The organism is Bacteroidota bacterium (assembly GCA_039111535.1).
Taxonomy (GTDB): domain Bacteria; phylum Bacteroidota; class Rhodothermia; order Rhodothermales; family JAHQVL01; genus JBCCIM01.
Map to the genome: position 1 here is coordinate 1 of JBCCIM010000088.1, position 24,750 is coordinate 24,750.

Below are 24,750 nucleotides of genomic sequence, written 5' to 3' on the forward strand. Positions count from 1 at the left end.
GCGCGGGCGGTCGATCTGCTGCGCCAGGTCGGCATCCCCGAGCCCGATGTCCGGATCATGCAGTACCCGCATCAGTTCTCGGGCGGGATGCGCCAGCGCCAAACTTCTCATTGCTGTTAGCCTTGGCCGGCAAACGCATCCTGGTAATTGATTGTGACCTCAAGAATCCAACGGTAGGCCGGTTCTTCAATATACCATTTAATGCGCCCGGGCTGATAGACTTCCTAACACACGATTATATCACGACACCCGACGTCTACACGCCGCTCGATGACCCGTCTTTTCAGGACATGAGTCTCTTTAATCCAACCATACGGATGGATGACCGCGAGATGGAGACAACGCACCAGCGGTACTCGCTTGATGTGATCCCTGCCGGCGGCTCTATCGACCATTCGAGTGAGTTACTCGACTCAGATAAATTCAAGGACTACCTGCTTGAAATTTCAAGCGCCTACGATTACATCCTGATTGATACCCCACCGGTCACCAGAACGGTGGACGCACTAACCCTTGGTAACTTCGTTAAAAACGCAGTACTTGTGGTTAAACCAAACTACACGCGCAAAGACAACCTCAATAGAGCCATTCAGGACTTCCGGCAATTCAATGTGCACTTGCTGGGCAGTGTAATCAACGCCTGCGACATTAAACGCTTTGCTGACGACTATGGTTATGGCTACGGATATGGCTACTCTTACCAGTATGAGCCACAGTATCCTGAGCTTCCAGCAGCTTCCACAATGGAATCTGAAAGCGCCTAACGTCACCACTTGGACATGCCTCAAGGCTGCTCTTTCTTTCGTTTTTTCGCACTATTTGAGCCAAAACTTAGTCCAGAGGAGACAGGCGCATGCGCCATAACAACCATTAGATAAACCGCATACCGCAGTATACTTCGTTATCCCATTCGGAGACCCACGCGTCTTAGTCCCGAATATTAATTTCGAAGGTGTTATGCGGTTAACAGAAGTAAGTAGCGTCCCAGAAGAATCGACGCTGGATCCCCTCACAAGCTTTATTAAAGGCATGGAGGCGGAAGCAGAAGCCAGGGACGGCTATAGTGTGGTGAAGCGATGCTTTGACTTTACGGTAGCCTTCGTACTTTTGGTATTGAGCTTTCCTCTGTTGCTTGTTTTGGCAATTTGCGTAAAGCTCAGCTCAAAAGGACCTGTGTTCTTTGTGCAAGAACGTGTCGGCAAAGGTGGTAAGCCTTTCAAGTTTTACAAATTTAGATCAATGGCCCACGGCAACGACACGTCGATCCACGAAGCGTACATGCAGAAGTTGATCCGTGGAGAAGTAGAAGCCAATGATGCTGAAGACAAACCACAGTTCAAAATCGAAAACGACCCTCGCATTACTGAATTTGGGCATTTTATCAGAAAAACCAGTCTTGATGAGCTTCCACAGCTTTTCAATGTGCTCAACGGCACCATGAGCCTGGTTGGCCCGCGTCCACCCATCCCTTACGAAGTTCAGGCATACAAAAGCTGGCATTTACAGCGTCTGAGCGTCAAACCAGGTGTTACCGGCCTCTGGCAGGTAAGCGGACGCAGCTCCATTGCTTTTGATGAAATGGTTCAGCTTGACCTTGAGTATATCGATAAAAAGAATCTCCTCCTCGACATGAAGATTCTGCTACAGACTATTCCTGCGGCTTTGAATACAAGCACCGCAGCATAATCATCGTTCTTTCCGCTCTTGACGCTGTTTGATCCCGTGATTGCCCGGATGTGCGGCACGATACGTACTCGCTCTATAATGAAAAAATAATGTCGTGACACCCGGCACACGGAATATTCGCCGGATGACCCTTCTTTTGTCACGACTAGCATTTAATAAGACCCACATCTTAACCGAAAACGGATAAAAGATCTTTGTCATCTACTGGCTTCGACTCACACAAGGGCTCTATCCATAATAATAATTAGCATCCACTCGTGGAAGCGAAGCATTTGAGGTAAGCATGTTAAAAATTGGTGTTATTGGTTGCGGTTACTGGGGCCCAAACCTCATCCGCAACTTTAACAATACAAGTGGTTGCGAAATGACCATCTGCTGTGACATGCAGGATGATCGTCTGGCAAGAATCAAGTCGCTATTTCCCCACGTCGAAACCACAAAGAACCACGAAGACCTCCTAAACTCTGACCTGGATGCTGTAGCCATTGCTACACCTGTGTGGACACATTATCCGCTTGCCAAGAGCTTCCTTGAAGCCGGCAAACATGTGTTTGTGGAAAAACCACTGACACCATCTTCCGAGGAATGCCAGGAATTGATTGAACTGGCTGCTTCCAAAAACCTCGTCCTGATGGTTGGCCATACGTTTGAATACACGGCTGCGGTCAACAAAATCAAGGACATCGTTAAAAGCGGTGAGCTTGGCGACATCCTCTACGTGAACAGTACGCGCGTAAACCTTGGCCTTTTCCAGCAAGACATCAATGTCATTTGGGACCTCGCGCCACATGATATCTCTATTATCACCTACGTACTTGAGCAGGAGCCCAGCAAAGTAAATGCACAGGGCATGAGTCACTTCAAAGAAGGGATTGAAGACGTTGCAATGACAACGATGACCTTCGACTCAGGCACCATCGCTTTTATTCGCAACAGCTGGATCGATCCCAATAAAGTGCGCTCCATGATCTTTGTGGGCAGCAAGAAAATGCTGGTCTACGACGATACCAGTCCGAACGAGAAGATTAAAATTTACGACAAAGGGGTAGAGAAGCCAGCCTATTACGATAATTTCGCCGAATTCCAGTTCTCCTACCGCTATGGTGACATTTACATTCCGCGTATTCAGGAACGTGAAGCGCTGAGCACCGAATGTGGCCACTTTGTTGAATGCATCAAGGAACAGCAAACGCCACGCAGTGATGGGCACAGCGGCCTCCGCGTGATTCGCATCATCGAAGCAGCTGTTGATTCACTCAAAGCCAACGGCGCAGCTGTCGCAGTTAAGCCGGCAATGGAGCCGGCAGAACAGACCAACTAAATCATCTGAACAGCATGGACTACGTACGCATTGCTGATGATGTACAGTTGGGGGAAGGCGCAAAAGTATATGCTTTTGTAAACCTGTACGGCTGTACCATCGGTGCACATACAAAGATCGGCACATTTGTCGAAATCCAGAAAGGCGCCTCCATTGGCGACCACTGCAAAATTTCCAGCCATTCTTTTGTCTGCGAAGGCGTCACGATCGAAGACCGGGTTTTTATTGGTCACGGCGTGATGTTCATCAACGATCTCTACCCCCGGGCAACCAATGGCGACGGTTCGTTGCAAACAGAGGAAGACTGGGACTGTGTAGATACAGTTATTGAAGAAGGGGTTTCTATCGGCTCAAATGCCACCATTCTTGGCGGTGTCCGAATCGGTAAAAACGCCATAGTAGGCGCTGGTGCTGTTGTAACAAAAGACGTCCCCCCTGCCACGATTGTGGCCGGCAACCCAGCCCGCATTATACGCAAGATTAGCCAATCAGAATCCAATGGAAGTACCATTCTTAGATCTCAAAGCGCAGTATAATTCTATAAAGGATGAAGTAAACGCATCCATTCAGCAGGTGCTCGACAGAACTGCTTTTGCCGGCGGTCCGTTTGTCGAGCAATTTGAGGAGTCTTTTGCCACTTATTGCCAGACCAAACACGCTGTAGGCGTAAGTAACGGTACAGCAGCCATCTGGCTTGCCTTAGCCGGCCTGGGCGTTGGGCATGGTGACGAGGTCATCACAACAGCAAACACGTTTATTGCAACAGCAGAAGCAATTTCTTTTGCCGGCGCAACACCTGTGCTCGTGGATATCAATGAAACCACGCACAACATGGATCCGGAAGCGGTTGAAGCAGCGATCACGCCGCGGACCAAAGCCATCATTCCTGTACACTTATTTGGACAGATGGCGGACCTTGATCCAATTATGAAAATCGCACGCAAGCATAATCTCTTTGTTGTAGAAGATGCTTCGCAGTCGCATGGTGCGACCTACAACGGTCGTCGGGCCGGCTCCATCGGAGATGTTGGGTGTTTCAGCTTCTACCCTGGCAAAAACCTCGGTGCTTATGGCGAAGCTGGCGGCGTGGTGACCAACGATGCGGATCTTGCTGCCAGGATCAAAATGATTCGTGACCACGGGCAGTCCAAAAAGTATATCCACAAAGTTATTGGCTGGAACGGCCGCATGGATGGCATCCAGGGCGCTGTACTTTCCGTTAAACTGAAGTACATCGACCAGTGGAATGAACTGCGCCGGCAACATGCCCGCGAGTACACCAACGTACTTGCCAGTGTACCGGGCATCGTTACGCCAACGGTTGCTTCATACGGCACGCACGTATTCCATATTTATGCGATCCGGATGGCGGAACGGGATGCTGTCATGCAGGAGTTGCGTGACAATGGCGTGGCTTGCGGCATTCACTATCCGGTGCCTGTTCACTTGCAGGAAGCATATGCGTCGCTGAACTACAAAGAAGGAGACTTCCCGGTTGCTGAAAAATGTGCCTCTGAGTACATCTCGCTGCCTATGTTTCCTGAATTGACGCCTTCACACATCTTGCACGTCACCGAAACACTGAAGCAAATTGCCGGTGCGCAACACGCTGAAGAAGTTGGCGGTGATGGGCATGCATCGAGCTATACAAAAACCTCGATTGTGTCCTGATCAAATTTGTGCGCAATTACGCGCTACAACAGTTTGACATTGCAGGATGCGGATATCCCTCCGCATCCTGCAACTGTATATAGACCTCCGGTTTGCACCCCTCGGATTGAACCTTGTTACCCACCAATACTGTGTGTAACAATGACAGCACTACCCATTATGTAGCTGAAAGGCAATATGCTTAATCCGGAAAATGGAATCAAAAAGAAAACAGTAGACGCCCTCGCGAAGGGCGTTTATTCTGAAGCCAGCAAGTATGGTATGCAAAAACCGGACATCCTCCGGTTTGTTAATACCTTGCTGCAGCTATCTATGGAGGAAGGCGAGGCAGGCGACGCCCCCTCCCCTTCCAGTACGCTGACGCCTGAGACCGCCAGTATGCAGGATGATGAACTGTCCATCCAGGCCTGCTGTACCCAGGACGATCGCGAGCGCATAAAACATTGGCTAAACGACACAGAGGGCCAGCACTTTCTCCGACACCGGCTCACGGCACAAACCATTTCTCTCGATCAACTGCTCGACCAAAAACAGCACATACTCGGGCTGATCATGCATGAAGGGCACCGACCGATTGGATGTGTAGCATTTCTGGACTACGATCAAACCCAACAGAAAGCTGAACTCCGCAAACTGATCGGCGAACCCGATATGCGTGGCCGAGGATACGGCAAACGGGCGACGCGGCTCTGGATTAACTATGGCCTGCAAGCTCTCGGCCTACAAAAAATCTATCTAAACACGCTCAGTAATAACATCAGAAACATCAGAATTAACGAAGAACTGGGCTTCTCCGTAGAGGGCATTTTGCGAAACGAAGTGTACATCGAAGGTAAATATCAAGACATCATCCGTATGGGACTTTGTACAGGCAGTTAACCTGACATCCCTGCGTAAAAATGCCAAAGCCTTTGCATTGCCCATGGTTTGCTCGCCAGCGGCAATGCGGTCATATCTCAGCCCAAATTGATTGCACGGGGGCAAAGAAACAGACCACTTTTAAGTGAGACAAAACTGCGTATCGGTACCAGCCTGCAGGTTGCAGGCGCCATGGATCGACCTTCCCAGCGCTTTATTTTTGTCCTATTCTGTCGAATGTAGTAAAAAATAGTAGCCTGTTCTCAACCCATTGAGCAAGCCGGCTACGCCCTGCGAAGTGCTCCAGCAATAACGTGCGTATCAAAGACTTTTTTTATCTCGCAAAACCATTAATCCCCAGACGCATGCAAATTGCCATGCGGCGACGGCTTATGAGGCATCTGCGCATTAAACACGCGCACCATTGGCCTATCGACCCCGACGCCGTAAAGCCACCCGCCAACTGGCAGGGCTGGCCGGATGGTAAACAGTTTGCAGTTGTTCTGACACACGACGTAGAACTTGCAGGAGGCCACAACAAGTGTGAGGCCTTGATGCGTCTTGAAAAAGCGCAGGGGTTTGTATCCTCATTCAATTTTGTGCCCGAGCGGTATCATGTATCGGCAGACCTGCGCAATTTGCTCACCGCAGAAGGATTTGAAGTTGGCGTTCACGGCCTGAACCATGATGGCAAGCTGTACAAAACGCGAGAAGAGTTCAGGCGACGTGCAGCCAAAATCAACCAGTATATTGCAGAATGGGATGTTGTGGGATTTCGCTCTCCGGCCATGCATCACAATCTCGACTGGATCAGGGATCTCAACATTCTTTACGACGCATCTACGTTTGATACGGACCCATTTGAGCCGCAGCCAGACGCCATAAGCAACATTTTCCCTTTTATGGTAGAAGATGACGGCGACCGAGCCGGCTACGTTGAACTGCCTTACACCCTACCCCAAGACTTCACGCTCTATGTCATTATGGAGGAGCGGAATCCGAAGATCTGGAAAGAAAAAGTCGCCTGGATTGCAAAAAACGGGGGTATGGTGCTACTGAATGTGCATCCCGACTACGTCCACTTCGGTGATGGCCAACCAGGTCAGGAGACGTTTCCTGCGTCCATTTACAGCGATTTTCTTTCTCACATCGCAACGACCTACAAAGGACAATACTGGCATGCCTTGCCGCGAGAAGTAGCTTCGTTTTGGAAGCAACGGTCCCAAGCGACTGTGCGCCATCCGCAAACAGTTACAGCCGACCAGTGATTATCTGCCGAGAAATGCTCGAGAAAAATTACAGGACGGCCACATATCGTGGGTTACAACCTCTTTATCAAGCCATATTTCACATTCAACCTAAACCGCTTTTCCCTATCAACAAACCCACGTTTAGGCTAGCGCCTAATAAGGATTTAAGTTAAATCCAATTGAGCCAATTCCATGCGCCAAAGGTGCTAGCAAACGGTGCGGTTTTACATCAAATTTCGTGTTTATCCCCAGTACGGCTACTTCTTATCGAAGTCGACTCCTGATTCCCGATCCACGCTTCAATATTACAACCTGTACACTCACCCGAACAGGTTATTTCAGGGGTAATGTTCGACATCAATTTGGCCGATACTACCGGTGATCGCTCGTAGGGGAAAAGAAAAATGCTATTGTTGAGGAGTATTGGAAATGCAATCTATGTCGCCAGACATTGCTGAATTACACGTAGCCATTGCGTCTACGTTTACTGCGGAGCCGGTGGAAAAAACCCTCTCGTTCTGGCTGGACCAATTCAACCGGCCACACACGGTAGCGTTTGCACCGTATAACCAGGTATTTCAGCAACTGCTGGATCCCAATAGCCTTTTTGCCCAAAACAAGGCATCAAAGCAAAACGCGTCAAAGCAAATTGATGCGCTTAACGTGATCTATTTGCGTCTGGAAGACTGGCTGCAGGCTGCACCAGCCGGCGCACCTGCGGATGAAGCAAAAGCGATGCTGCTGCAAAATGCAGAAGATCTGGTCAACGCAATCAAAGTGGCCTGCCTCCGAGGCGACGCCCAACACCTGCTTATCTTTACACCTTTCTCCGAAAAAAGCGCAGCAGATCCAGCCAAACAGGCTATCCTTGCACAGACGGAATCAGAAATTATCAACCGGCTGCGTGGCACAAACCATATAGATTGTCTGCCGCAACATCAGTTGCTGAACTGGTACGCACTCACCGGTTACGACAATCCACACACGGCAAAAGCCGGCCACGTGCCTTATACAGAAACGTGCTACGCTGCCCTCGCCTCTGCAACCGTCCGCCAGCATGCAGCACAAGAGCGGGCGCCGTACAAGGTCATCGCGCTCGATTGTGACAACACGCTCTGGCAAGGCGTATGCGGCGAACTCGGTCCTACGGGGGTACAAATAACGCAGCCCTTCCGGGCCTTACAAGCTTTTATGCAGCAGCAAAAGGCTGAAGGCATGTTACTCTGTCTTGCCAGCAAAAATATTGACGCCGATGTCGATGCGGTATTTGAACAAAATCCGGACATGCTGCTCAAGCCAGCAGACATCGTGGCAAAGCGAGTCAACTGGATTGCAAAATCAGAAAACATCAAGTCGCTTGCAGCCGACCTTAACCTCGGCCTCGACAGCTTCATCTTTATTGATGACAACCCGGTTGAATGCGCCGAAGTGCGGGCCAATTGTCCGGATGTTACCGTATTCCAGTTACCTGCCAATCCATCTGAAATTGAATCCTTCTTGTCACACATCTGGATCTTCGACAAATTGGGGGTCACAGATGAAGACAAAAAACGGGCTGAACGCTACCAGCAAAACGCCCGACGAGAGCAAGAACGGCGCTCGTCTACTTCGCTGCAAGACTTTCTGAAGGGGCTGAACCTTTCGATAAACATCGCAGCGCCGGCAAAAGAACATTATCCGCGCATAGCACAGCTAACACAGCGGACAAACCAGTTCAATGCAACAACCATTCGTCGTAGTGAAGCGGATCTAGAAAGGCTGCTCACTGCAGCCAGCCTGGAAGCTGCCATTGTACAAGTCAGTGATCGGTACGGCGACTACGGCCTCGTAGGCGTACTTCTGTACAATTTCTCCGATTACGCGCTGCAAGTAGATTCACTTATCCTGAGTTGCAGGGCCCTGGGCCGTGGTGTAGAGCAATCCATGGCTCGCTACCTTGCAGAACAAGCCCGGAGTAAACAAATCGATCGGATTGACATTGCGTTCTCCGAAACGGAGCGGAATCTACCTGTACTCAATTTCCTTGAAACCGTAGCTACTGCTGACAAAACCACGCTCGAAAAAGGCACGGTTTATCAGTACAAAACAACGGATCTCCTCAAAATAGTGCCACTGGAGGCTGCAACACCTTCAGTTGCTGCTACAAAAAAGGCTGCCACGAGCGGCCCGTCCTCCGCAAATGGCCAGGTGAAGCAAATCATGGTTTCCTGGGAGACCATTGCGACCACGTTGAATTCAGCCAAACGCATCCATACGCAGGTACTGAGACGAACAGTCCCCCGCCCTGCGCTGCAAACTCCTTATATCGAACCACAAACCGAGCAGGAAAAACAGGCTGCGCGCATTTGGCAAGATGTTTTGGGCATTAATGGCATAGGATTGGATGATGGATTTAAAGAGTTGGGCGGCACATCGCTCCAACTGGTGCAAATCTACGGTGGGTTACGGGGTCAATTTGATGTTGATCTGCCATTCACAACCCTGTTCGGACTCCCGACAATCCGCGCATTTATTGAGTATCTGGGCGCTTCGCCAGATAAATCTAGCAGGGCAAATGCAATTCAGGAGCGAGCAGCAAGGCAAAAAGCAGCAATGGAAAAAAGAAAGCGGCTGCAATTGAATTTGAGATAATTGATAAAAGTGATTGAATCAGCATGGATGGAATAGCAATTATTGGCATGTCCGGGCGGTTTCCCGGGGCAAACGATGTAAAAGGATTTTGGAAAAACCTGGTAGAAGGGGTCAACTCCATCGTTCCAATTCCGGACGAGGACATGGAGCTCTCGGCGGCAGATCGACAATTCTTGTCTGGGAATCCTAATTTTGTGCAGAAGGGGGCGGTAGTTACAGACGCTGATCATTTTGACGCTGCATTTTTTGGTATTTATCCAAAAGAAGCCCAGGCCATGGACCCGCAGCATCGCCTGTTTCTGGAGTGCAGTTGGGAAGCCGTCGAAGACGCCGGCTATATCCCTTCTACCTACCCAGGCTCAATTGGCGTGTATGCCGGCAGCTACATGAACACCTACACGCTCTGCAGCCTCGAAACCAATCCTGCATTTATTGCCAGCCTCGCCAACTCGTTTCACGGGGGCGTTTTGCAGAACGAACTGGGCAACGACAAAGATTATATGTCGACCCGCGTCTCGTTCAAACTCAACCTGCGCGGCCCCAGTCTCACCATCCAAACAGCTTGCTCAACTTCACTGGTTGCCGTTGCACAGGCCTGTATGAGCCTGTCGAATTATCAGTGCGACATGGCGCTGGCGGGTGGCTCAACACTGAAACTTCCACAAAACAGAGGCTATCTCTACGAAACAGATGGCATGGTATCTCCCGATGGCAACATCAGGACCTTTGATGCAAAAGCCCAGGGAACGGTCTTTGGCAATGGCGTGGCCGTTGTGCTGCTTAAACGCCTAGAAGATGCCATTGCAGATGGAGACAGTGTCTATGCCGTCATCAAAGGCTGGGGCGTAAACAATGATGGTGCGTCTAAAGTGGGATACACCGCCCCGAGTGTAGAAGGCCAAACTGAAGCCATCGCACTTGCGCAGGCCGTTGCGGATATTGATCCGCGTACCATTTCGTATGTCGAAGCACACGGTACGGGTACCCCTAAAGGAGACCCAATAGAAATTGATGCGCTGACCCAGGCGTTCCGTCTTAAAACCGATGAAAAGCAGTTTTGCAGAATTGGCTCGCTGAAGCCAAACATCGGGCACCTCGATGTTGCAGCTGGTGTTGCCGGCCTCATGAAGACCTCCCTTGCGCTGCAAAACAAGGTCATTCCTCCGAGCTTGAACTTTGAGACACCGAATCCCAACATCGACTTCAAAGAAACGCCGTTTGTTGTAAATCAAGAACTCACGCCTTGGGAAACGGAGCATCTTCCCCGTCGGGCCGGCGTCAGTTCCTTTGGCGTAGGCGGCACCAATGCACACGTTGTTGTAGAGGAAGCCCCAGAGGTCAAAGCAGACCCGTCGAAAAAACCATTTCACCTCATTCCGCTTTCTGCCCGTAGCAGCAGTGCAGCTGATCAGATGCTGGACAGGCTTCAGGAATTTCTGAAGGACAACCCGGACGCAAGCCTGGCAGACATTGCGTACACCTTGCAGATGGGACGGCAAACTTTCAACCACTCCCGTTGCTTTGTAGCCAGTGATGCAGCAGAAGCCCTTGCGCTACTCGAAGAACGCGATACCAAAAAGATCTTGGCCCGGCAACAAGTCCGGCGCAATCGCGAAGTAGTTTTCATGTTTCCTGGTCAGGGTGCGCAGCACATACGCATGGGCGGCGACCTGTATGAGCACGAACCGGTATATCGGGCAGCCATTGACGAATGTGCGGACATTTTGAAGCCGTTGCTTGGCTTTGAAATCCGCGACCTCCTTTACCCTGCAGCTGACAAAGAAGACGAAGCAGGCAAAAAAATAAACCAGACCATGGTGGCGCAGCCCGGTATTTTTGCCACGAGCTACGCACTCGCCAAACTCTGGATGCACCGCGGCCTCACGCCCAAAGCAATGATTGGCCACAGTGTTGGCGAATTTGTAGCAGCTTGCCTTGCCGGCGTGTACACGCTCGAAGAAGGACTAAAGCTGGTTACACTACGCGGCAAACTGATGCAAGACATGCCCGGCGGCTCAATGATGGCTGTACGCGCACCGCTGGCAGATCTGGAGGCCCATTTATCAACAGACATTGATGTTGCCGCGATCAACAGTCCGGCTATGTGTGTGCTTTCCGGCCCAACGCCGGCCATTGAAGCGCTGCAGAAAAAACTCGAAGCCGCAGAATTTATCTGCCGGCCACTGCATACGTCACATGCGTTTCACTCAGCCATGATGGAAGATGCCATTCCGCCTTTTGCGGAAGCCCTGGCAAACATCTCACTGCAAGCACCGCAGGTCCCCATTATGTCGACGGTACACGCCCGCTGGCTCACCGCAGAAGACACACAGGATCCAACCTATTGGGCCCGACACCTGCGTGAAACAGTTCGTTTTTCCGATGCCGTTTCAGAGATCGTCAATGAATCGAACGATGTATTTCTGGAAGTGGGCCCCGGCCAAACACTAAGTACCCTGGCCCGGCAACATCCGGATACCAGTGACAAACAAGATTTCTTCTCCAGCCTGCCCCATGTGCAGCAAACTATTTCTGCTTCCAAGTATGCCACAGAAATCACAGGCAAACTCTGGCAGGCTGGTGTTACAATCGACTGGGCTACGCAATACGAAGCAGAGTCCAGACGCAGGGTGCATCTCCCTACCTATCCGTTTGAACGGAAAAGATTTTGGTTTGATGAAGATCCGGAAGTGGTTGCCCATGCATCCAATGGGCATGCAACAAATGGCGTACAGCCAAACGGTACACTTCCCGCACACGTCGCTGAGACGAATTACCAAAACGGCCATAGCCCAGCCCACGTGGCTACCATGCCACAAACGGCCCTCAATACTGAACAACGCCAGCTAATCGAACAACAGCTCCATGTAATGGCGCTGCAGCTCCAGGCCTGGCGAAATTTATTGAATGATTGATCACGCTTTGCTGACTTCAGCTACAGATTATTAATTATCGTTACCTATTCTCATGAGCACTCCAGAAAAACAAGGCCTTGTCCAGTCCAAGCTTAAGTCGGTGTTACTCGATTTATCCGGATTCGACCTGGACGAACTCGACCAGTCTGCAACATTTCTCGAATTAGGATTTGATTCTCTTTTTCTGATTCAGTTTAGCCAGGCGTTGAAAACGAACTTCAAGGTAAAAATTTCATTCCGACAGCTGATTGAAAAAATCCCGACGCCTGAAGCATTGGTTGGATTTCTTGCTGAAAAAGCGCCCGACAGTGTACTTCCCGCAGCAGCGCCCGCAGCAGCTCCTGTAGCGCCGGCTGCCCCTGTACAGGAAACCCCGGCAGCACCTGCGCCTGCAGCGCCTCCAGCTCCGGCGGCACCAGCACCGGCATTTAACATGCCAATGCCAACAGCGCCGATGAGTCTTCCGGCCGGCGCAAGCAACGATGCACTGCAGCATGTAATGGCACACCAGCTGAATGTGATGTCGATGCAACTGGCCATGCTGACAGGCGGTGCGGCACCGGCAGCCATGCCCGCAGCGGCACCGCTAGTAGCCCCAGCCGCACTGCCAGCGCCAGAAACAGCGGTTGAATCTCCTGCACCTGCTGCAAACGCGACCATCGTCAATGAACCTGCTTCATCAGTAAAAGAAGACCAGGCAACAAAAGAGCGTAAACGGTTTGGACCTTATAAACCGGTCAAACGCGCAGACGACGGCGGCCTGACACCTAAACAGCAGGCGCATCTTGATGCATTGATCGAACGCTTTACCAAACAGACCAAAGAGTCCAAGCGCCGCGCGCAACAGCACCGTCCGCATTTTGCAGACCCACGCGGGATTGCAGGATTCAGGAAAATCTGGAAAGAAATTGTTTACCAGATCACAACCGTAAAATCCAAAGGCTCCAAACTGTGGGACATCGATGGCAACGAGTACATCGACCTTGCCATGGGTTTTGGACTGAACCTGTTTGGTCAGTCTCCAGATTTTGTTACGGAAGAACTGGAAAAGCAGCTGAAACTGGGTGTTGAAATAGGGCCACAGTCTCCGCTTGCCGGCGAAGTGGCGCAGATGCTTTGCGACCTCGTGGGCCAGGAACGTGCAACGTTCTGTAATACTGGATCCGAAGCCGTAATGGCAGCGCTGCGCCTGGCCCGCCTCTACAGCGGCAAAGAGCGGTTTGTATTCTTTGGCGGCGCTTACCATGGCAACTTCGAGCAGGTGCTTGTCCGTGCAAATGTGATTGGCAGCAAACGACGCATGTCTCCTGCTGCACCGGGTGTCCCTGAAATGTACGCGCACAACGCGTTGGTACTCGATTACGGCGACCCTGCCGGCCTCGATATCATTCGCGAACACGCAGATGAAATCGCAGCGGTACTCATTGAGCCTGTTCAGAGCTCAAAACCAGACCTTCAACCACGCCAGTTCTTGCACGATCTCTACGACCTGACGCGTGAGCACGACATCGCGTTCATCATGGACGAAGTGATCAGCGGCTTCCGGGCTGCACCGGGTGGTGCACAGGAATGGTTTGGTGTAAACGCTGACATGGCAACGTACGGCAAAGTGCTCGGCGGTGGTATGCCAATTGGCGCACTGGCCGGCAAATCAAAATATCTTGACGGCCTCGATAGTGGCATGTGGCAGTACGGCGACGATTCGTTGCCCGAAGCAGACATGACCTTCTTTGCCGGCACCTTTGTCCGCCACCCGCTCGCGATGGCCGCTGCTAAAGCGGTATTGACACGGGTGAAAGAAGCGGGGCCGGAGCTACAGCAAACACTGACAGAACGAACCATCGAACTGGTTGCCGACCTGAACAATTTCTTTGAAGAACGGCACGTACCCGTACGCCTGTTGCAGTACACCTCGCTGTTCCGATTCTCGTATGCCTCCGACATGGAGTATATCGACATGGTATACTACCATCTGCTCGAAAAAGGCATTTTCACGCGTGGCTTCTTCGACAACCTTTTCCTATCGACTGAGCATACCGATGAAGACATCGAGAAAATCAAAAACGCATTTAAAGAAACCATCATCGAGCTTCAGGAAGGTGGCTTCCTGCCCGAGCCCGGCGCGATGCAGGGAGACGGTCTGCCACAGGAAGAACTGACTGCGAATGCAGCAGGAGGGCCGGATTTTTTAGTGGAGACGCCTCGCATTAATGAGGACCATGCGGGGCGTGAATTACCACTAACTGAATCTCAGACCGAGATTTGGTTGGCCTCACAGCTGGGTACAGAAGCATCCAGTTCTTTCAACGAGCCTTTCTACATGACCTTGAAAGGCGACCTGGATATGGACAAACTGCACCAGGCCATTCAAACGGTAATTCAGCGGCACGAAGCCCTGCACATCCGTTTTGATGCTGATGGTACAAAGCAGATTTTTGAAGATCCAAAACCGCTCGAACTGCCCTTCACTGACCTCTCCGAGATGTCAGTCGAAGCACAAGAAGCAGAAGTGGATGCACTTTTCAAACGCTACGCCTCCACGCCGTTTGATCTGACCAATGGTCCGCTTGTGCGCATCGAACTGGTACGCCGAGCGGCAGACAACCACCTGTTGATGTTCTCAGGGCATCACATCATTTGTGATGGATGGTCATGGTCGGTGATCCTTGGCGAAATAGGTGAAGTGTATTCTGCTGCCGTAACAGGTGAGACAGTTGAGCTGCCAGAAGCGGGCAAATTCAGCGAATACGTTCGCGAAGAACTGGCTGAACAGGCCGGCGAAGATGTACAGGATGCATATGCCTTCTGGGTAGAGCAGTTTGCTGATCTGCCGCCTGTACTCAACTTGCCAACAGACCGGCCGCGGCCGGCGTTCAAATCGTTCGAAGGCGCAACCGTACGCTACCAGTTTGACATCCGCGCATACAAGGCAGCCAAAGAAGTTGCCCAGTCGCAAAACGTGAGCCTGTTCACGCTGGTCTTGTCGACCTTTAACCTGTTGCTGGGGCGCCTGGCGGGCCAGGATGACATTGTTGTTGCCATCCCAACGGCCGGCCAACTCCAGTTTGGCGAAAATGCGTTGGTCGGACATTGTGTAAACTTGCTTCCATTGCGTACCCGCATGGACCGCGCGTTGCCCGCTGCAGACTTTCTGAAGCAGACAACAACTTCAGTGCTCGACGCTTACGACTACCAGGAATGCACACTCGGTGGCATCATCCGCCAGTTGAGCATTCCACGTGACCCGAGCAGAATGCCGCTCGTTGAGGTTAACTTCAACCTCGACCGCGACGGCGCCGGCGTAGCGTTCCACGGACTCGAAATTGCTGTAGCCCAGTCGCCAAAGGAAGCAGTCAACTTCGATTTGTTCTTCAACCTGAACGAAATGGAAGATGGCTTCTTCCTCGACCTCGACTACAACGCAGCCCTGTTCGATGAAGCGACCATTCGCAGGTGGGTAGGCCACTTTGAGGCCCTGCTCATGGGGATAGCGGCAGATGCGGAGATGCCCATTGGCACCCTCCCACTGACCATTGCAGAAGCGGGTGAAAACAAACTGACCTCATTTGCAGAGAAAGTTGTTGAATACCCGAGCGATGCCACGCTGATCGAGTTGTTTGAGCAGCAAGCCGTACAGTCGCCGGATGTGGTTGCGGTTGAATTTGAAGACACAACCCTGACATACAAGGAGCTGGACGAATACGCAAACCGTTTTGGACAATACCTGCAAACCATGGGCGTAGGGCCCGAGGCACTTGTCGGTGTTCAGATGGAGCGTTCAGCCGGCATGCTTGTAACGTTGCTTGGTGTATTAAAAGCCGGCGGCGCATACATCCCAATGGATCCTGCGTACCCAACGTCGCGCCTCCTCTACATGATTGAAGACGCAGAACTAAAACTGCTACTCACAGAGGAAGCGCTGCTGGCAACGATCGACAAATCCCTGCTTCCGGAAGACCTGGAAGTGATCTGCCTTGATACCGAGTGGAACAAGATCTCCCGTAGATCCAAGAAAAAGCCTGAAGCAAAAACTTCAGCTGAAAACCTGGCTTACGTTATATACACGTCAGGGTCCACAGGAAATCCGAAAGGGGTAGAGATCTCACACGGTGCGCTGGTTAACTTCTTGTGTGCAATGCAGGAGGAGCCAGGATTCAGTGATACGGATACGCTGTTGAGCGTGACGACTTTATCTTTTGATATTGCTGGATTAGAACTGTACCTGCCGATTATCTCTGGCGGCAAAGTTGTTGTTGTATCCCGTGAAACGTCTGTAGACGGGGTAAAACTGGCTGAAGCGCTTGAGTCTGTAGATGCAACCGTGATGCAGGCAACACCTGCAACATGGCGCATGCTACTGGAAGCCGGCTGGCGCGGCAAATCCAATCTAACCGCGTTGTGTGGTGGCGAAGCCATGCCGCCAACGCTTGCCCGTGACCTGGAAGGGAAGTGCGCAACACTCTGGAATATGTACGGGCCAACAGAGACAACGATCTGGTCATCTGTGCATGAAATGGCACACGATGCAGCGCTGATCTCCATTGGTACGCCCATTGCAAATACGCAATTCTATATTCTGGATGACCAGTTGCAACCAGTACCCGACGGCGCCATTGGCCAGCTATACATTGGCGGTGACGGCCTTGCACGAGGCTACCTGAAGCGGCCTGAATTGACAGCTGAAAGATTTGTCACAAATCCTTTTGGCAAACCTGGGTCGCGCATCTACAACACAGGTGACCTTGCGCGGATTCTTCCCAATGGCACATTCGAATGCCTTGGCCGCAACGATTCACAGGTTAAAGTACGCGGTTATCGTATTGAACTGGGTGAAATTGAAGCAGCCCTGGTCAAACATGAGGCCATTACAGAAGCTGCGGTTATTGCCCGGCGTGACGAATTTGAGGAAACGAATCTGGTTGGATATTACGTGCCAACCAAGACAGATGACCTCAGCGTGAGCGACTTAAAAGCGTTCTTACGCGATTCGTTGCCAGAATACATGGTGCCGGCATTCTTTGTTGAAATGGACGCGCTCCCGCGTACGCCAAATCGCAAAGTTGACCGCAACGCACTGCCTGATCCGGAAGGCCAGCGGCCCTCGTTGGAAGATTCTTACGAAGCGCCAAGGACCCCAACGGAGCAGACCATTGCTGATGTTTGGGCTGAAGTATTGCAACTTGAAAAAGTGGGCATCCAGGACAATTTCTTTGACCTCGGAGGCCACTCGCTACAAGCAACCCGTGTCATTGCAAGGTTGCGTGAGCCCCTGCAATACGATGTGCCTTTACGTCTGTTTTTTGAAAACCCAACCATCGCCGATCTTGCGCTGGCCATAACAGAACTACAGGCCAGCCAGGAAACTGACGATGACATTCTTCAGATGATCGAAGAATTGGAAGATCTGACGGAAGAGGAAGTTGCTGCGTTGTTGAAGAACGGCGAGTGATTTTTCATTCCTGTAGTTCCCCTCATTCGTTGTAAAATTTATCGATGAGCAAACTTGAAAATGCTATTCGAAACCTGACGCCTGAACAGCGCGCACTGCTGGAGCTTCGCTTGAAGAAGAAGCGCCAGCAGAGCGCGTCTGTTGGTCCGGGTATTGTTCAACGAGAAGATACAACAGCGTATCCCCTATCAGCCGGCCAACGCCGTCTGCTCTCTCTGGAACAGCTGACACCTGGCACGTCCAGGTTTAACATTACAGAGGCATACCGCCTGATGGGACCGCTAGACGTAGCGGCCCTTGAAAAATCAATCCGGTATACCCTGGAACGCCATGAAGTCCTTCGGTGTGCATTTACACTTGAGAAAGGGACCTGGCAACAAACGCTAAGCGACATACCTGCTGAGCCCCTGCCGGTTAAGAACCTTTCTCACTTGCCGGCAACGCAGCGCCTTGGCGCGGCCATTTCGCTGGTTCGGAAAGACCTGAACGCGCCTTTTGATTTGGCCCTGGGGCAGCCCGTAAGATCGCGGCTCATCACACTTGCCCCAAATGATCACCTGTTTTTCGTCACCATTCACCATTTGGTTGGTGACGCGTGGTCCTTCGATTTGCTGCTCAAAGAAATTGCAGCCCAATACGAAGGCCTGATCGAACAGAGCAAGCCGGCTCTACCAGCGCTGCCCGTGCAGTACGCTGACTTTGCAGACTGGCAAAAAACATGGCTCCAGGATGAAGCCGCAAAAAAACAAATTGCCTACTGGCAGCAAGAATTTGAGTCGGGCGTTGCCCCCATTCAACTGCCAATAGACCACGAATTGAGCGCTTCGCAGTCAACCACTGGCGCAAGCAAACGCATCATTCTCTCGGAAGCCCTGCTCGAAATGCTGATGCAGGTTAGTGTTGAGAAAAAGCTAACCCCGTTTACGCTGTTTCTTTCAGCGTTTAAATGCCTTCTTTATCGGTATTCAAACCAGTCTGAACTGGCTGTTTGTGTGCCTGTTGCAGGCAGAAACAGGGTAGAGACGGAAGCACTGGTTGGGTATTTCAACAACTTACTTGTGCTCCGCACGCAACTCAACGACAAAACGTCTTTTCAGGACATATCCGACCATATTACAACTAAAGCAGCAGAAGCCGGCGATCATCAGGATATTCCTTTTGAGATGATTGCAGCCATGCCTTCGCTGCGCCGCACCCCGCTAACGCGGTCGTTTTTCACGTTCCAGAACTCGCTTTCGCAGTCTCTGCAACTGCCCGGTCTGGAAATTGACGCCATCGAACTGGAAAACTCGAGTGCCGACTTCGACCTTGCAATGTACGTCGAGCAAAAAGGGACCGACATCGTAATTACGGCAGAGTACAAATCCCAATTGTTTGATGAGCAAACCATTTCGGACCTGCTGGCAAATTACGTCGCTGTCTTACGTGGTATCGGGGAAAACCCTGAATTGCTGATGGAATCATTGCCGGCTTTCGAAATGCCGTTGCAACCCGTTGCAGATGTAGAAGTGGCAGATCAGGTTATTGAAATCGATCCACCGGGAGCAGCAGAACAAGCAGATGCTGAACCGGCAGACGAAAAACTGGCAGCACGGTTGTCATCCATAGATCCGTCCGCAGGCGATACGCTGTCGGATGATCTGGATTCGCTCGACAAATCGCTGCCTGTTGACAAAGAAGACAGTCCTACACAATCGATTACCCTGACGGTAAACGGCGCGGAAGCGGGTGGCGATATGTTGCCACCCAAGGCGCATCCAGAATTACCAGAACCGCTTGTTGCACCACATGATGACATCGAGCAGATTCTGACCCGTATCTGGGAGCGTGCGCTTGGCATCAGCAACATCGGTGTACACGACAACTTTTTCGACCTTGGTGGCCACTCGTTGATGGCCGTTGATATCTTCAACGAAATACAGAAGTACATCAGCGACTGCGAAGTCCCGCTGGCGGCTTTGCTAGAAGCGCCAACCATCAAAGCGTTGGCTGACCGGATACGGCTTGGGGAAGAAGAAGACTGGTCGCCGGTTGTTGTTATTCAACAGGGGCGCAACACCATACCGCTCTTCTGCCTGCACGGTGCCGGCGGCAATGTACTCCTCTACCGGGATCTTGCCATTCAACTTGGCCCAAGCCAAACAGTCTACGGCCTGCAATCGCAAGGCATGGATGGCCTGCGGCCCATTCTCGGTCGCATTGAAGACATGGCTGCGCTGTACGTCAAAGCCATCCGGAGGACACATCCGGATGGGCCCTACATGCTGTTAGGATATTGCATGGGTGGTTCGCTTGCACTGGAAATAGCGCAGCAACTGCGGGCACAGGGACAAGAAGTTGCCCTGCTTGCAATGTTGGAAACGTACAACTGGGCCAAGGCCCCCAAAGAAACGTTCTGGTCAAAAGTCCGCTATTACTTCGAGAAACTCGAATTCCACATTCGCAACTACTTCCTCCTTTCTAAAGGAGAACGTAAGATTTTCAGGTCAGAAAAAGCAGCTGAATTGCAACGCCGGAAAAAAGTGTGGCGCGGCAAAGTGGCAGTGAAGGTCAATCCGAAAAAGCTGATTCCAAAAGACGAGGTGGGCTTCAACCCACGTGCCCTCGCAGAAGTATGGCGTGCCAATGACGAGGCCGTGATGGTTTATGAACCCGACGAGTACGCCGGCCGCCTGATGAATTTCATTCCGATGAAAGAATACAGCTTCCACCGCCATGAAGGCCTCGGTTGGGAAAACATCGCGCATGAACTGGAAACGCACGTGCTGTCTGTATACCCGGCCGGGATGCTGGTGCAACCTTTTGTAAAAGAGCTCGCACAGGCCCTCCGTGCCGAAATTTACAGCATTGCCAAAACATACCAGGAAGATCCGCTGCCGGAGTTGTCGCAGAACTAATACTGGACCTCAATCCTCGCATCCCATACACCCAACCAGGCCAGGCCAGTATCAGGACCGTTAAGCCCTGAGAGATTGATACAGGGCGCGCGTCTGCTTCCCAATATCCAGCCAGGAATACTTCGAGGAGCTCAAAGCTTTGGCATACCGCCCCATCTCACAAAGCTTCTCAGGATCTTTAACAGCATCTACTATTTTGGCGGACATAGCCTCGGCTGAGTTTTCCTCTAGAATGTACCCGCTGCGTCCGTTTTCTATGGTTTCGGAAAAATCGCCAACATTGGTTGCAAGGGAAGGCCGGCCATATGAGTATGCAAGATGCACAATGCCGCTGTGATAAATGTGCTTGTAGGGAAGCATAACCATATCTGCAGCAACAAAGTACTGCGCAATATCTTCGTGCGCGATAAAACGGGCGTGGAAAATGACGCGTTCGCCTAAACCTGCCTTTTCAATCAACGCCTTCGAGGAGCGCTCCAGCGCGTCTGTATGCGGCGCACCAGCAATGACGAGTCGCAGGTCAGGATCTTCAGCTGCCGCAAGCACAAAGGCATCCAGGAGCAAATCCAACCCTTTGTATTCCCGGATGTAGCCAAAGAACAACAACACCTTGTGATGTGCCGCAAGTCCGAGGGCCTCACGTGCCGCTGTTTTTTCAATCAGTTGATCCGGCAGGTAATGATCAAAGTTACCGTGCGGGATTACGTGAACTTTTTCGTCTGGCATCGGGAAAGCATCCAGGAGAGCGGCTTTCACATAGTTCGAATGAACAACTATGGCATGGGCTGAGCGATACACGAGGGCCTTCAGCCACCGATCAATTTTTGCGGCCTCATGCGGGACAATGTTATGAGCCGTGTAAACAATGCGCAGCCCCATCATGCGCAGAAATGCGATGTAGAAGCTCTCTACACGCTCCCTGCGAAAGAACTGAAAGTGGAGCACCTGCCCTTGTCGCCGGCTGCGGGCCGCAAAACGATAAAGCCGCCATAGATACCCGAAATACTGGAACAGCTTGCCAATTTTGCTTCCGCCCTGCTTCGGCGGCGCCCATCGGATTAACGGGTAGGCAATCTCAAATGGTTTTTCTCGGTTAACCACTGTAACCAGCCCAACGTTTGTGCCGGCATCATGCAGGCCGGCACACAGGCAAAGTGAATAATCATTCCCGACAAGGGAATCCACAACCAGCGCCTCAGGCGGCTGTGCAGCATTTTGTTTTTCGTTCATACCCTTCCCCTACGTTCCATTGGATGAAAACCAGCGACCGCCAACCAGCTTCAGGCCATACCGCACGGAGGACTTGACTTCTGGAATAAAAATCCAGCACAGTGCGACATAGACCAAAAGGGTCAACCCGCGCAGCAGGTACGTATCTGGCAGCCAGGTCATGTAAGCCACAATAAGCGTTACAATAAAGAGGGTCGATTTTGTAAATCCGAGCACCTGCGGTTTTAAGCCGGCACGGGCAAGGAAAAAGTAGTTTAAGATCTGAGATACCACGTTCATCCCGATTAAAGAGTAGATCGCGCCGACATAGCCATATCGCGGTATCAGGATGAGGCATCCAATAATGTTTACAGCACTGGATACCAGGTTGATTTTAACAGGTACCGTGGTGTGGCCAGCTGCCACAATGGTGTACCCCATCATCCGTGCTATAGAATTCAGGTTGAAGTTGATCATCATCAACGCCAGCGCAAACGAAGCTTCGAGGTACGTTTCATTTGCCAATAGCAGCATCACTTCATCCCTGAACAAGAAAATGCCCAACGCTACAAAAGAAAGACACGTGGAGCCGAGGACCAGGCCTCGATTCATGAACTTCTGCGCTTCGCCATGACGGTTTTCGTTAATCAGTTCTGAAATACTTGGAAAGAAAACCACAATTAACGACGTAAAAAGACGGCCAAACCCATCTGGAATTTTACCAGACATATCGTAGTAGGCAACAGACTCAAGCGTAAGCAATCCTCCAACCAGCAACACATTGACCCGGTTGTAGATATACGTCAAAATGTCATTTGCATATAGCGGCAATCCAAAACTAAAAATTGCCTTAAACGCTTCTTTATCGACATTAAATGTGAACAGACGCGCCAACGGAGCATTGACAATCAAGACCAATAACGACAAGCCATAGGTGATTATCTCCACCCATATCATGTTGGCTACGGTTAATTGGTCGATGTAAAAGAAGAAGAGAATGCTGCCTAATCTCGTTAAGGCAGAGAATATGTTTATATATGCGTATTTGTTAAACTGCTGGAGCCCTTGCAGCATGTTCAACAACAATTCCCGTACACTACCCAGGCTAAAAATGATGGGAATATATATGATAAAAGGTGTGATGCCTTCGTCTGTTAGCCGCGGTAAAAACTGGTGCCCAACAGCATAAACAACAACGCTAATCAATCCGATCTGGGAGATTCGCGCGAGGAAAATCCCGGACACCACTTTGCGGTTAATGGTCTCAAAACTGCCCGACAGGTTTTTCACCAGCGTCAGATTGAGCCCGAGTCCACTCAAAATTTGAAAACCGTGGCTAATGACCACGATGTACGCGTGTGTCCCAAAATCAGCATGGGACATGGCGGACATGACTTTAATGCTCAAAAAATGGACAATGATTGTCACCAAAGTCCCTATTGAGGAGAAAGCTGATCCCTTAAGAAATTTATTTATAAACTTATTATCCATCTAGCGAGATTCCGCCTCAATTCGCCGCATCAACAACCATTGCTGGATCTTTTTTGAGCATAAAGAGATGTTTCAACCGATCTTTCTGCTCGTTGCGCAGGTAGGTCACAAATTCTTCTGGCACTTGCCGTTTCAACCGTAACAGCGCAGCTTGTGAATAGCCGGCCAGTTCATACATATTAGCAACGAGTCCTTTTACGCTGCGCACGCGCATCAATTTTACCAATTCAAACAAGGGATGGTAACCAATAACATATAATTTCTTCCCTCCCCTGAATGCAGCCTGATAAATGCTGCCTTTAGCAGTGCCGGTACAACGATAATGATGGCAGGTGATGTCGGTAAAGGATTGGACCTGCCAGCCATGCTGTCGCACCATTATTTCGGCAACAGCATCAATACCGCCCAATTGCAACGGTAAATAACCACCAAACGCTTCGTAGCAAGCCCGTCTAAACAGTTGAAAAGGACCGCCTACACTATTTCGGGCGCAATGTACCTTGACAAATTTGCCATCGCAGAAGTCAAACCGAGTGCCACCGGCAAGCCCGAGTTTTGGATTCTGCACAAACCGTTCGAGAATGCGCTCATAATAGTCTGGTGGAAGCTCAATATCAGCATCGAGATTGCCCACAAAGTCGTATGCTACATCACCCAGCGTATCATAGCCGGCGCGAAACGCGTGTACTTTATTGCCAAAATGCCGTGTCTCACTGTCTCTACGGACGAGGTGTACAAAATCATATTGTTCAGCATAACGCTGCACGATGGCATCAGTATCGTCGGTTGATCCGTCACTAACCACAACCCACTTCACCGGTTTTACAGTCTGCTTTACGACGGACGCGAGGGTTTTTTCTATAAACGCTGCCTCATTCTTCGCCGGCGTTACAAGCGCATATCCTTTAGAATTCATCATCTGGCCGAGGGCACTGGGTGCTCCCATCAATTACTTTGAGATTACGGCTTCATTGCAGTCGAATTGACTTCCGCGCTGTGGGTTGAGTATCGGCCATTGTGCTGCGATCTGCAGTGGGAAGATACAACGCGTCAATGCCTGGAATTATATAATCATTCTAGCGCCGCCTACCTATTTAATCATTACGTGCAGCCGCTCGTCTGGAATAAAATATTTCTTGCGCTTAGATACGAATTTATAGGGGTCGGGCAGTACGCCTCATCACATGATTGCAGGTAACCTTTGGCTTGCGGTCATCGGGCTTCTGCTCTCGTTTATCAGGTCTTCAGCTGGACAGAGTCAATGCGTCATTACTTGGCTCTCAACCTCCACCAGCTGAATGGCTCCGGTCAATTACCATCCCGATTCCGAAGAACTCGTCATCGAAACTCGACCAACAACGCGGCATTTCCC

The 24,750-nt window shown here is 50.9% G+C and carries 14 protein-coding genes; 11 read left to right on the forward strand and 3 right to left on the reverse strand.

Annotated elements, in window-relative coordinates:
• Positions 1-110 precede the first annotated feature (110 nt).
• The 11 genes from AAF564_14285 to AAF564_14335 all read left to right on the forward strand — a co-directional run bounded on the left by AAF564_14285 (position 111) and on the right by AAF564_14335 (position 20,678).
• Positions 111-764, forward strand: a complete 654-nt coding sequence (locus AAF564_14285; protein ID MEM8486716.1) for a CpsD/CapB family tyrosine-protein kinase — start codon at positions 111-113, stop codon at positions 762-764.
• A 193-nt stretch (positions 765-957) separates the two neighbouring features.
• On the forward strand, positions 958-1,686 hold the full coding sequence (locus AAF564_14290) for a sugar transferase (GenBank protein ID MEM8486717.1): 729 nt from the start codon (positions 958-960) through the stop codon (positions 1,684-1,686).
• 283 nt (positions 1,687-1,969) lie between these two features.
• Positions 1,970-3,007 (forward strand): Gfo/Idh/MocA family oxidoreductase, encoded by a 1,038-nt coding sequence (locus AAF564_14295; GenBank protein ID MEM8486718.1) that lies wholly within the window; start codon positions 1,970-1,972, stop codon positions 3,005-3,007.
• 14 nt (positions 3,008-3,021) lie between these two features.
• Positions 3,022-3,543, forward strand: a complete 522-nt coding sequence (locus tag AAF564_14300; GenBank protein ID MEM8486719.1) for an acyltransferase — start codon at positions 3,022-3,024, stop codon at positions 3,541-3,543.
• The gene (locus AAF564_14305) at positions 3,506-4,678 is read left to right on the forward strand and encodes a DegT/DnrJ/EryC1/StrS family aminotransferase (protein ID MEM8486720.1); all 1,173 of its coding nucleotides are present in this window, start codon (positions 3,506-3,508) and stop codon (positions 4,676-4,678) included. The genes AAF564_14300 and AAF564_14305 overlap by 38 nt, the downstream gene beginning before the upstream one ends.
• Positions 4,679-4,855: 177 nt before the next feature.
• Positions 4,856-5,557 carry a GNAT family protein gene (locus tag AAF564_14310; protein MEM8486721.1) on the forward strand — a complete coding sequence of 234 codons (702 nt, stop codon included), beginning with the start codon at positions 4,856-4,858 and terminating at the stop codon, positions 5,555-5,557.
• Positions 5,558-5,901: 344 nt separating this feature from the next.
• On the forward strand, positions 5,902-6,804 hold the full coding sequence (locus AAF564_14315) for a hypothetical protein (GenBank protein MEM8486722.1): 903 nt from the start codon (positions 5,902-5,904) through the stop codon (positions 6,802-6,804).
• A 411-nt stretch (positions 6,805-7,215) separates the two neighbouring features.
• Positions 7,216-9,417, forward strand: coding sequence for an HAD-IIIC family phosphatase (locus AAF564_14320; GenBank protein ID MEM8486723.1), 2,202 nt, complete (start codon positions 7,216-7,218; stop codon positions 9,415-9,417).
• 23 nt (positions 9,418-9,440) lie between these two features.
• Positions 9,441-12,332, forward strand: a complete 2,892-nt coding sequence (locus AAF564_14325; protein MEM8486724.1) for a type I polyketide synthase — start codon at positions 9,441-9,443, stop codon at positions 12,330-12,332.
• Positions 12,333-12,384: 52 nt separating this feature from the next.
• Positions 12,385-17,781 carry an amino acid adenylation domain-containing protein gene (locus tag AAF564_14330; GenBank protein MEM8486725.1) on the forward strand — a complete coding sequence of 1,799 codons (5,397 nt, stop codon included), beginning with the start codon at positions 12,385-12,387 and terminating at the stop codon, positions 17,779-17,781.
• 44 nt (positions 17,782-17,825) lie between these two features.
• Complete coding sequence (locus AAF564_14335) at positions 17,826-20,678, forward strand: alpha/beta fold hydrolase (GenBank protein MEM8486726.1); 2,853 nt, start codon at positions 17,826-17,828, stop codon at positions 20,676-20,678.
• 60 nt (positions 20,679-20,738) lie between these two features.
• Here the strand turns inward: AAF564_14335 and AAF564_14340 are convergent, their stop codons facing one another.
• The 3 genes from AAF564_14340 to AAF564_14350 are packed head-to-tail and all read right to left on the reverse strand — an operon-like array spanning position 20,739 to position 24,324.
• The gene (locus AAF564_14340; protein ID MEM8486727.1) at positions 20,739-21,908 is read right to left on the reverse strand and encodes a glycosyltransferase family 4 protein; all 1,170 of its coding nucleotides are present in this window, start codon (positions 21,906-21,908) and stop codon (positions 20,739-20,741) included.
• Between the two features lie 9 nt (positions 21,909-21,917).
• Positions 21,918-23,378 (reverse strand): oligosaccharide flippase family protein, encoded by a 1,461-nt coding sequence (locus AAF564_14345; protein MEM8486728.1) that lies wholly within the window; start codon positions 23,376-23,378, stop codon positions 21,918-21,920.
• A gap of 16 nt (positions 23,379-23,394) precedes the next feature.
• On the reverse strand, positions 23,395-24,324 hold the full coding sequence (locus AAF564_14350) for a glycosyltransferase family 2 protein (protein ID MEM8486729.1): 930 nt from the start codon (positions 24,322-24,324) through the stop codon (positions 23,395-23,397).
• Between the last annotated feature and the right edge of the window lie 426 nt (positions 24,325-24,750).

Coding starts and splice junctions, on each gene's coding strand:
- AAF564_14320 (MEM8486723.1), top strand. CDS start 7,216: ATGCAATCTATGTCGCCAGACATTGCTGAATTACACGTAGCCATTGCG.
- AAF564_14340 (MEM8486727.1), bottom strand. CDS start 21,908: ATGAACGAAAAACAAAATGCTGCACAGCCGCCTGAGGCGCTGGTTGTG.
- AAF564_14330 (MEM8486725.1), top strand. CDS start 12,385: ATGAGCACTCCAGAAAAACAAGGCCTTGTCCAGTCCAAGCTTAAGTCG.
- AAF564_14305 (MEM8486720.1), top strand. CDS start 3,506: ATGGAAGTACCATTCTTAGATCTCAAAGCGCAGTATAATTCTATAAAG.
- AAF564_14345 (MEM8486728.1), bottom strand. CDS start 23,378: ATGGATAATAAGTTTATAAATAAATTTCTTAAGGGATCAGCTTTCTCC.
- AAF564_14310 (MEM8486721.1), top strand. CDS start 4,856: ATGCTTAATCCGGAAAATGGAATCAAAAAGAAAACAGTAGACGCCCTC.
- AAF564_14350 (MEM8486729.1), bottom strand. CDS start 24,324: ATGGGAGCACCCAGTGCCCTCGGCCAGATGATGAATTCTAAAGGATAT.
- AAF564_14290 (MEM8486717.1), top strand. CDS start 958: ATGCGGTTAACAGAAGTAAGTAGCGTCCCAGAAGAATCGACGCTGGAT.
- AAF564_14315 (MEM8486722.1), top strand. CDS start 5,902: ATGCAAATTGCCATGCGGCGACGGCTTATGAGGCATCTGCGCATTAAA.
- AAF564_14335 (MEM8486726.1), top strand. CDS start 17,826: ATGAGCAAACTTGAAAATGCTATTCGAAACCTGACGCCTGAACAGCGC.
- AAF564_14325 (MEM8486724.1), top strand. CDS start 9,441: ATGGATGGAATAGCAATTATTGGCATGTCCGGGCGGTTTCCCGGGGCA.
- AAF564_14295 (MEM8486718.1), top strand. CDS start 1,970: ATGTTAAAAATTGGTGTTATTGGTTGCGGTTACTGGGGCCCAAACCTC.
- AAF564_14300 (MEM8486719.1), top strand. CDS start 3,022: ATGGACTACGTACGCATTGCTGATGATGTACAGTTGGGGGAAGGCGCA.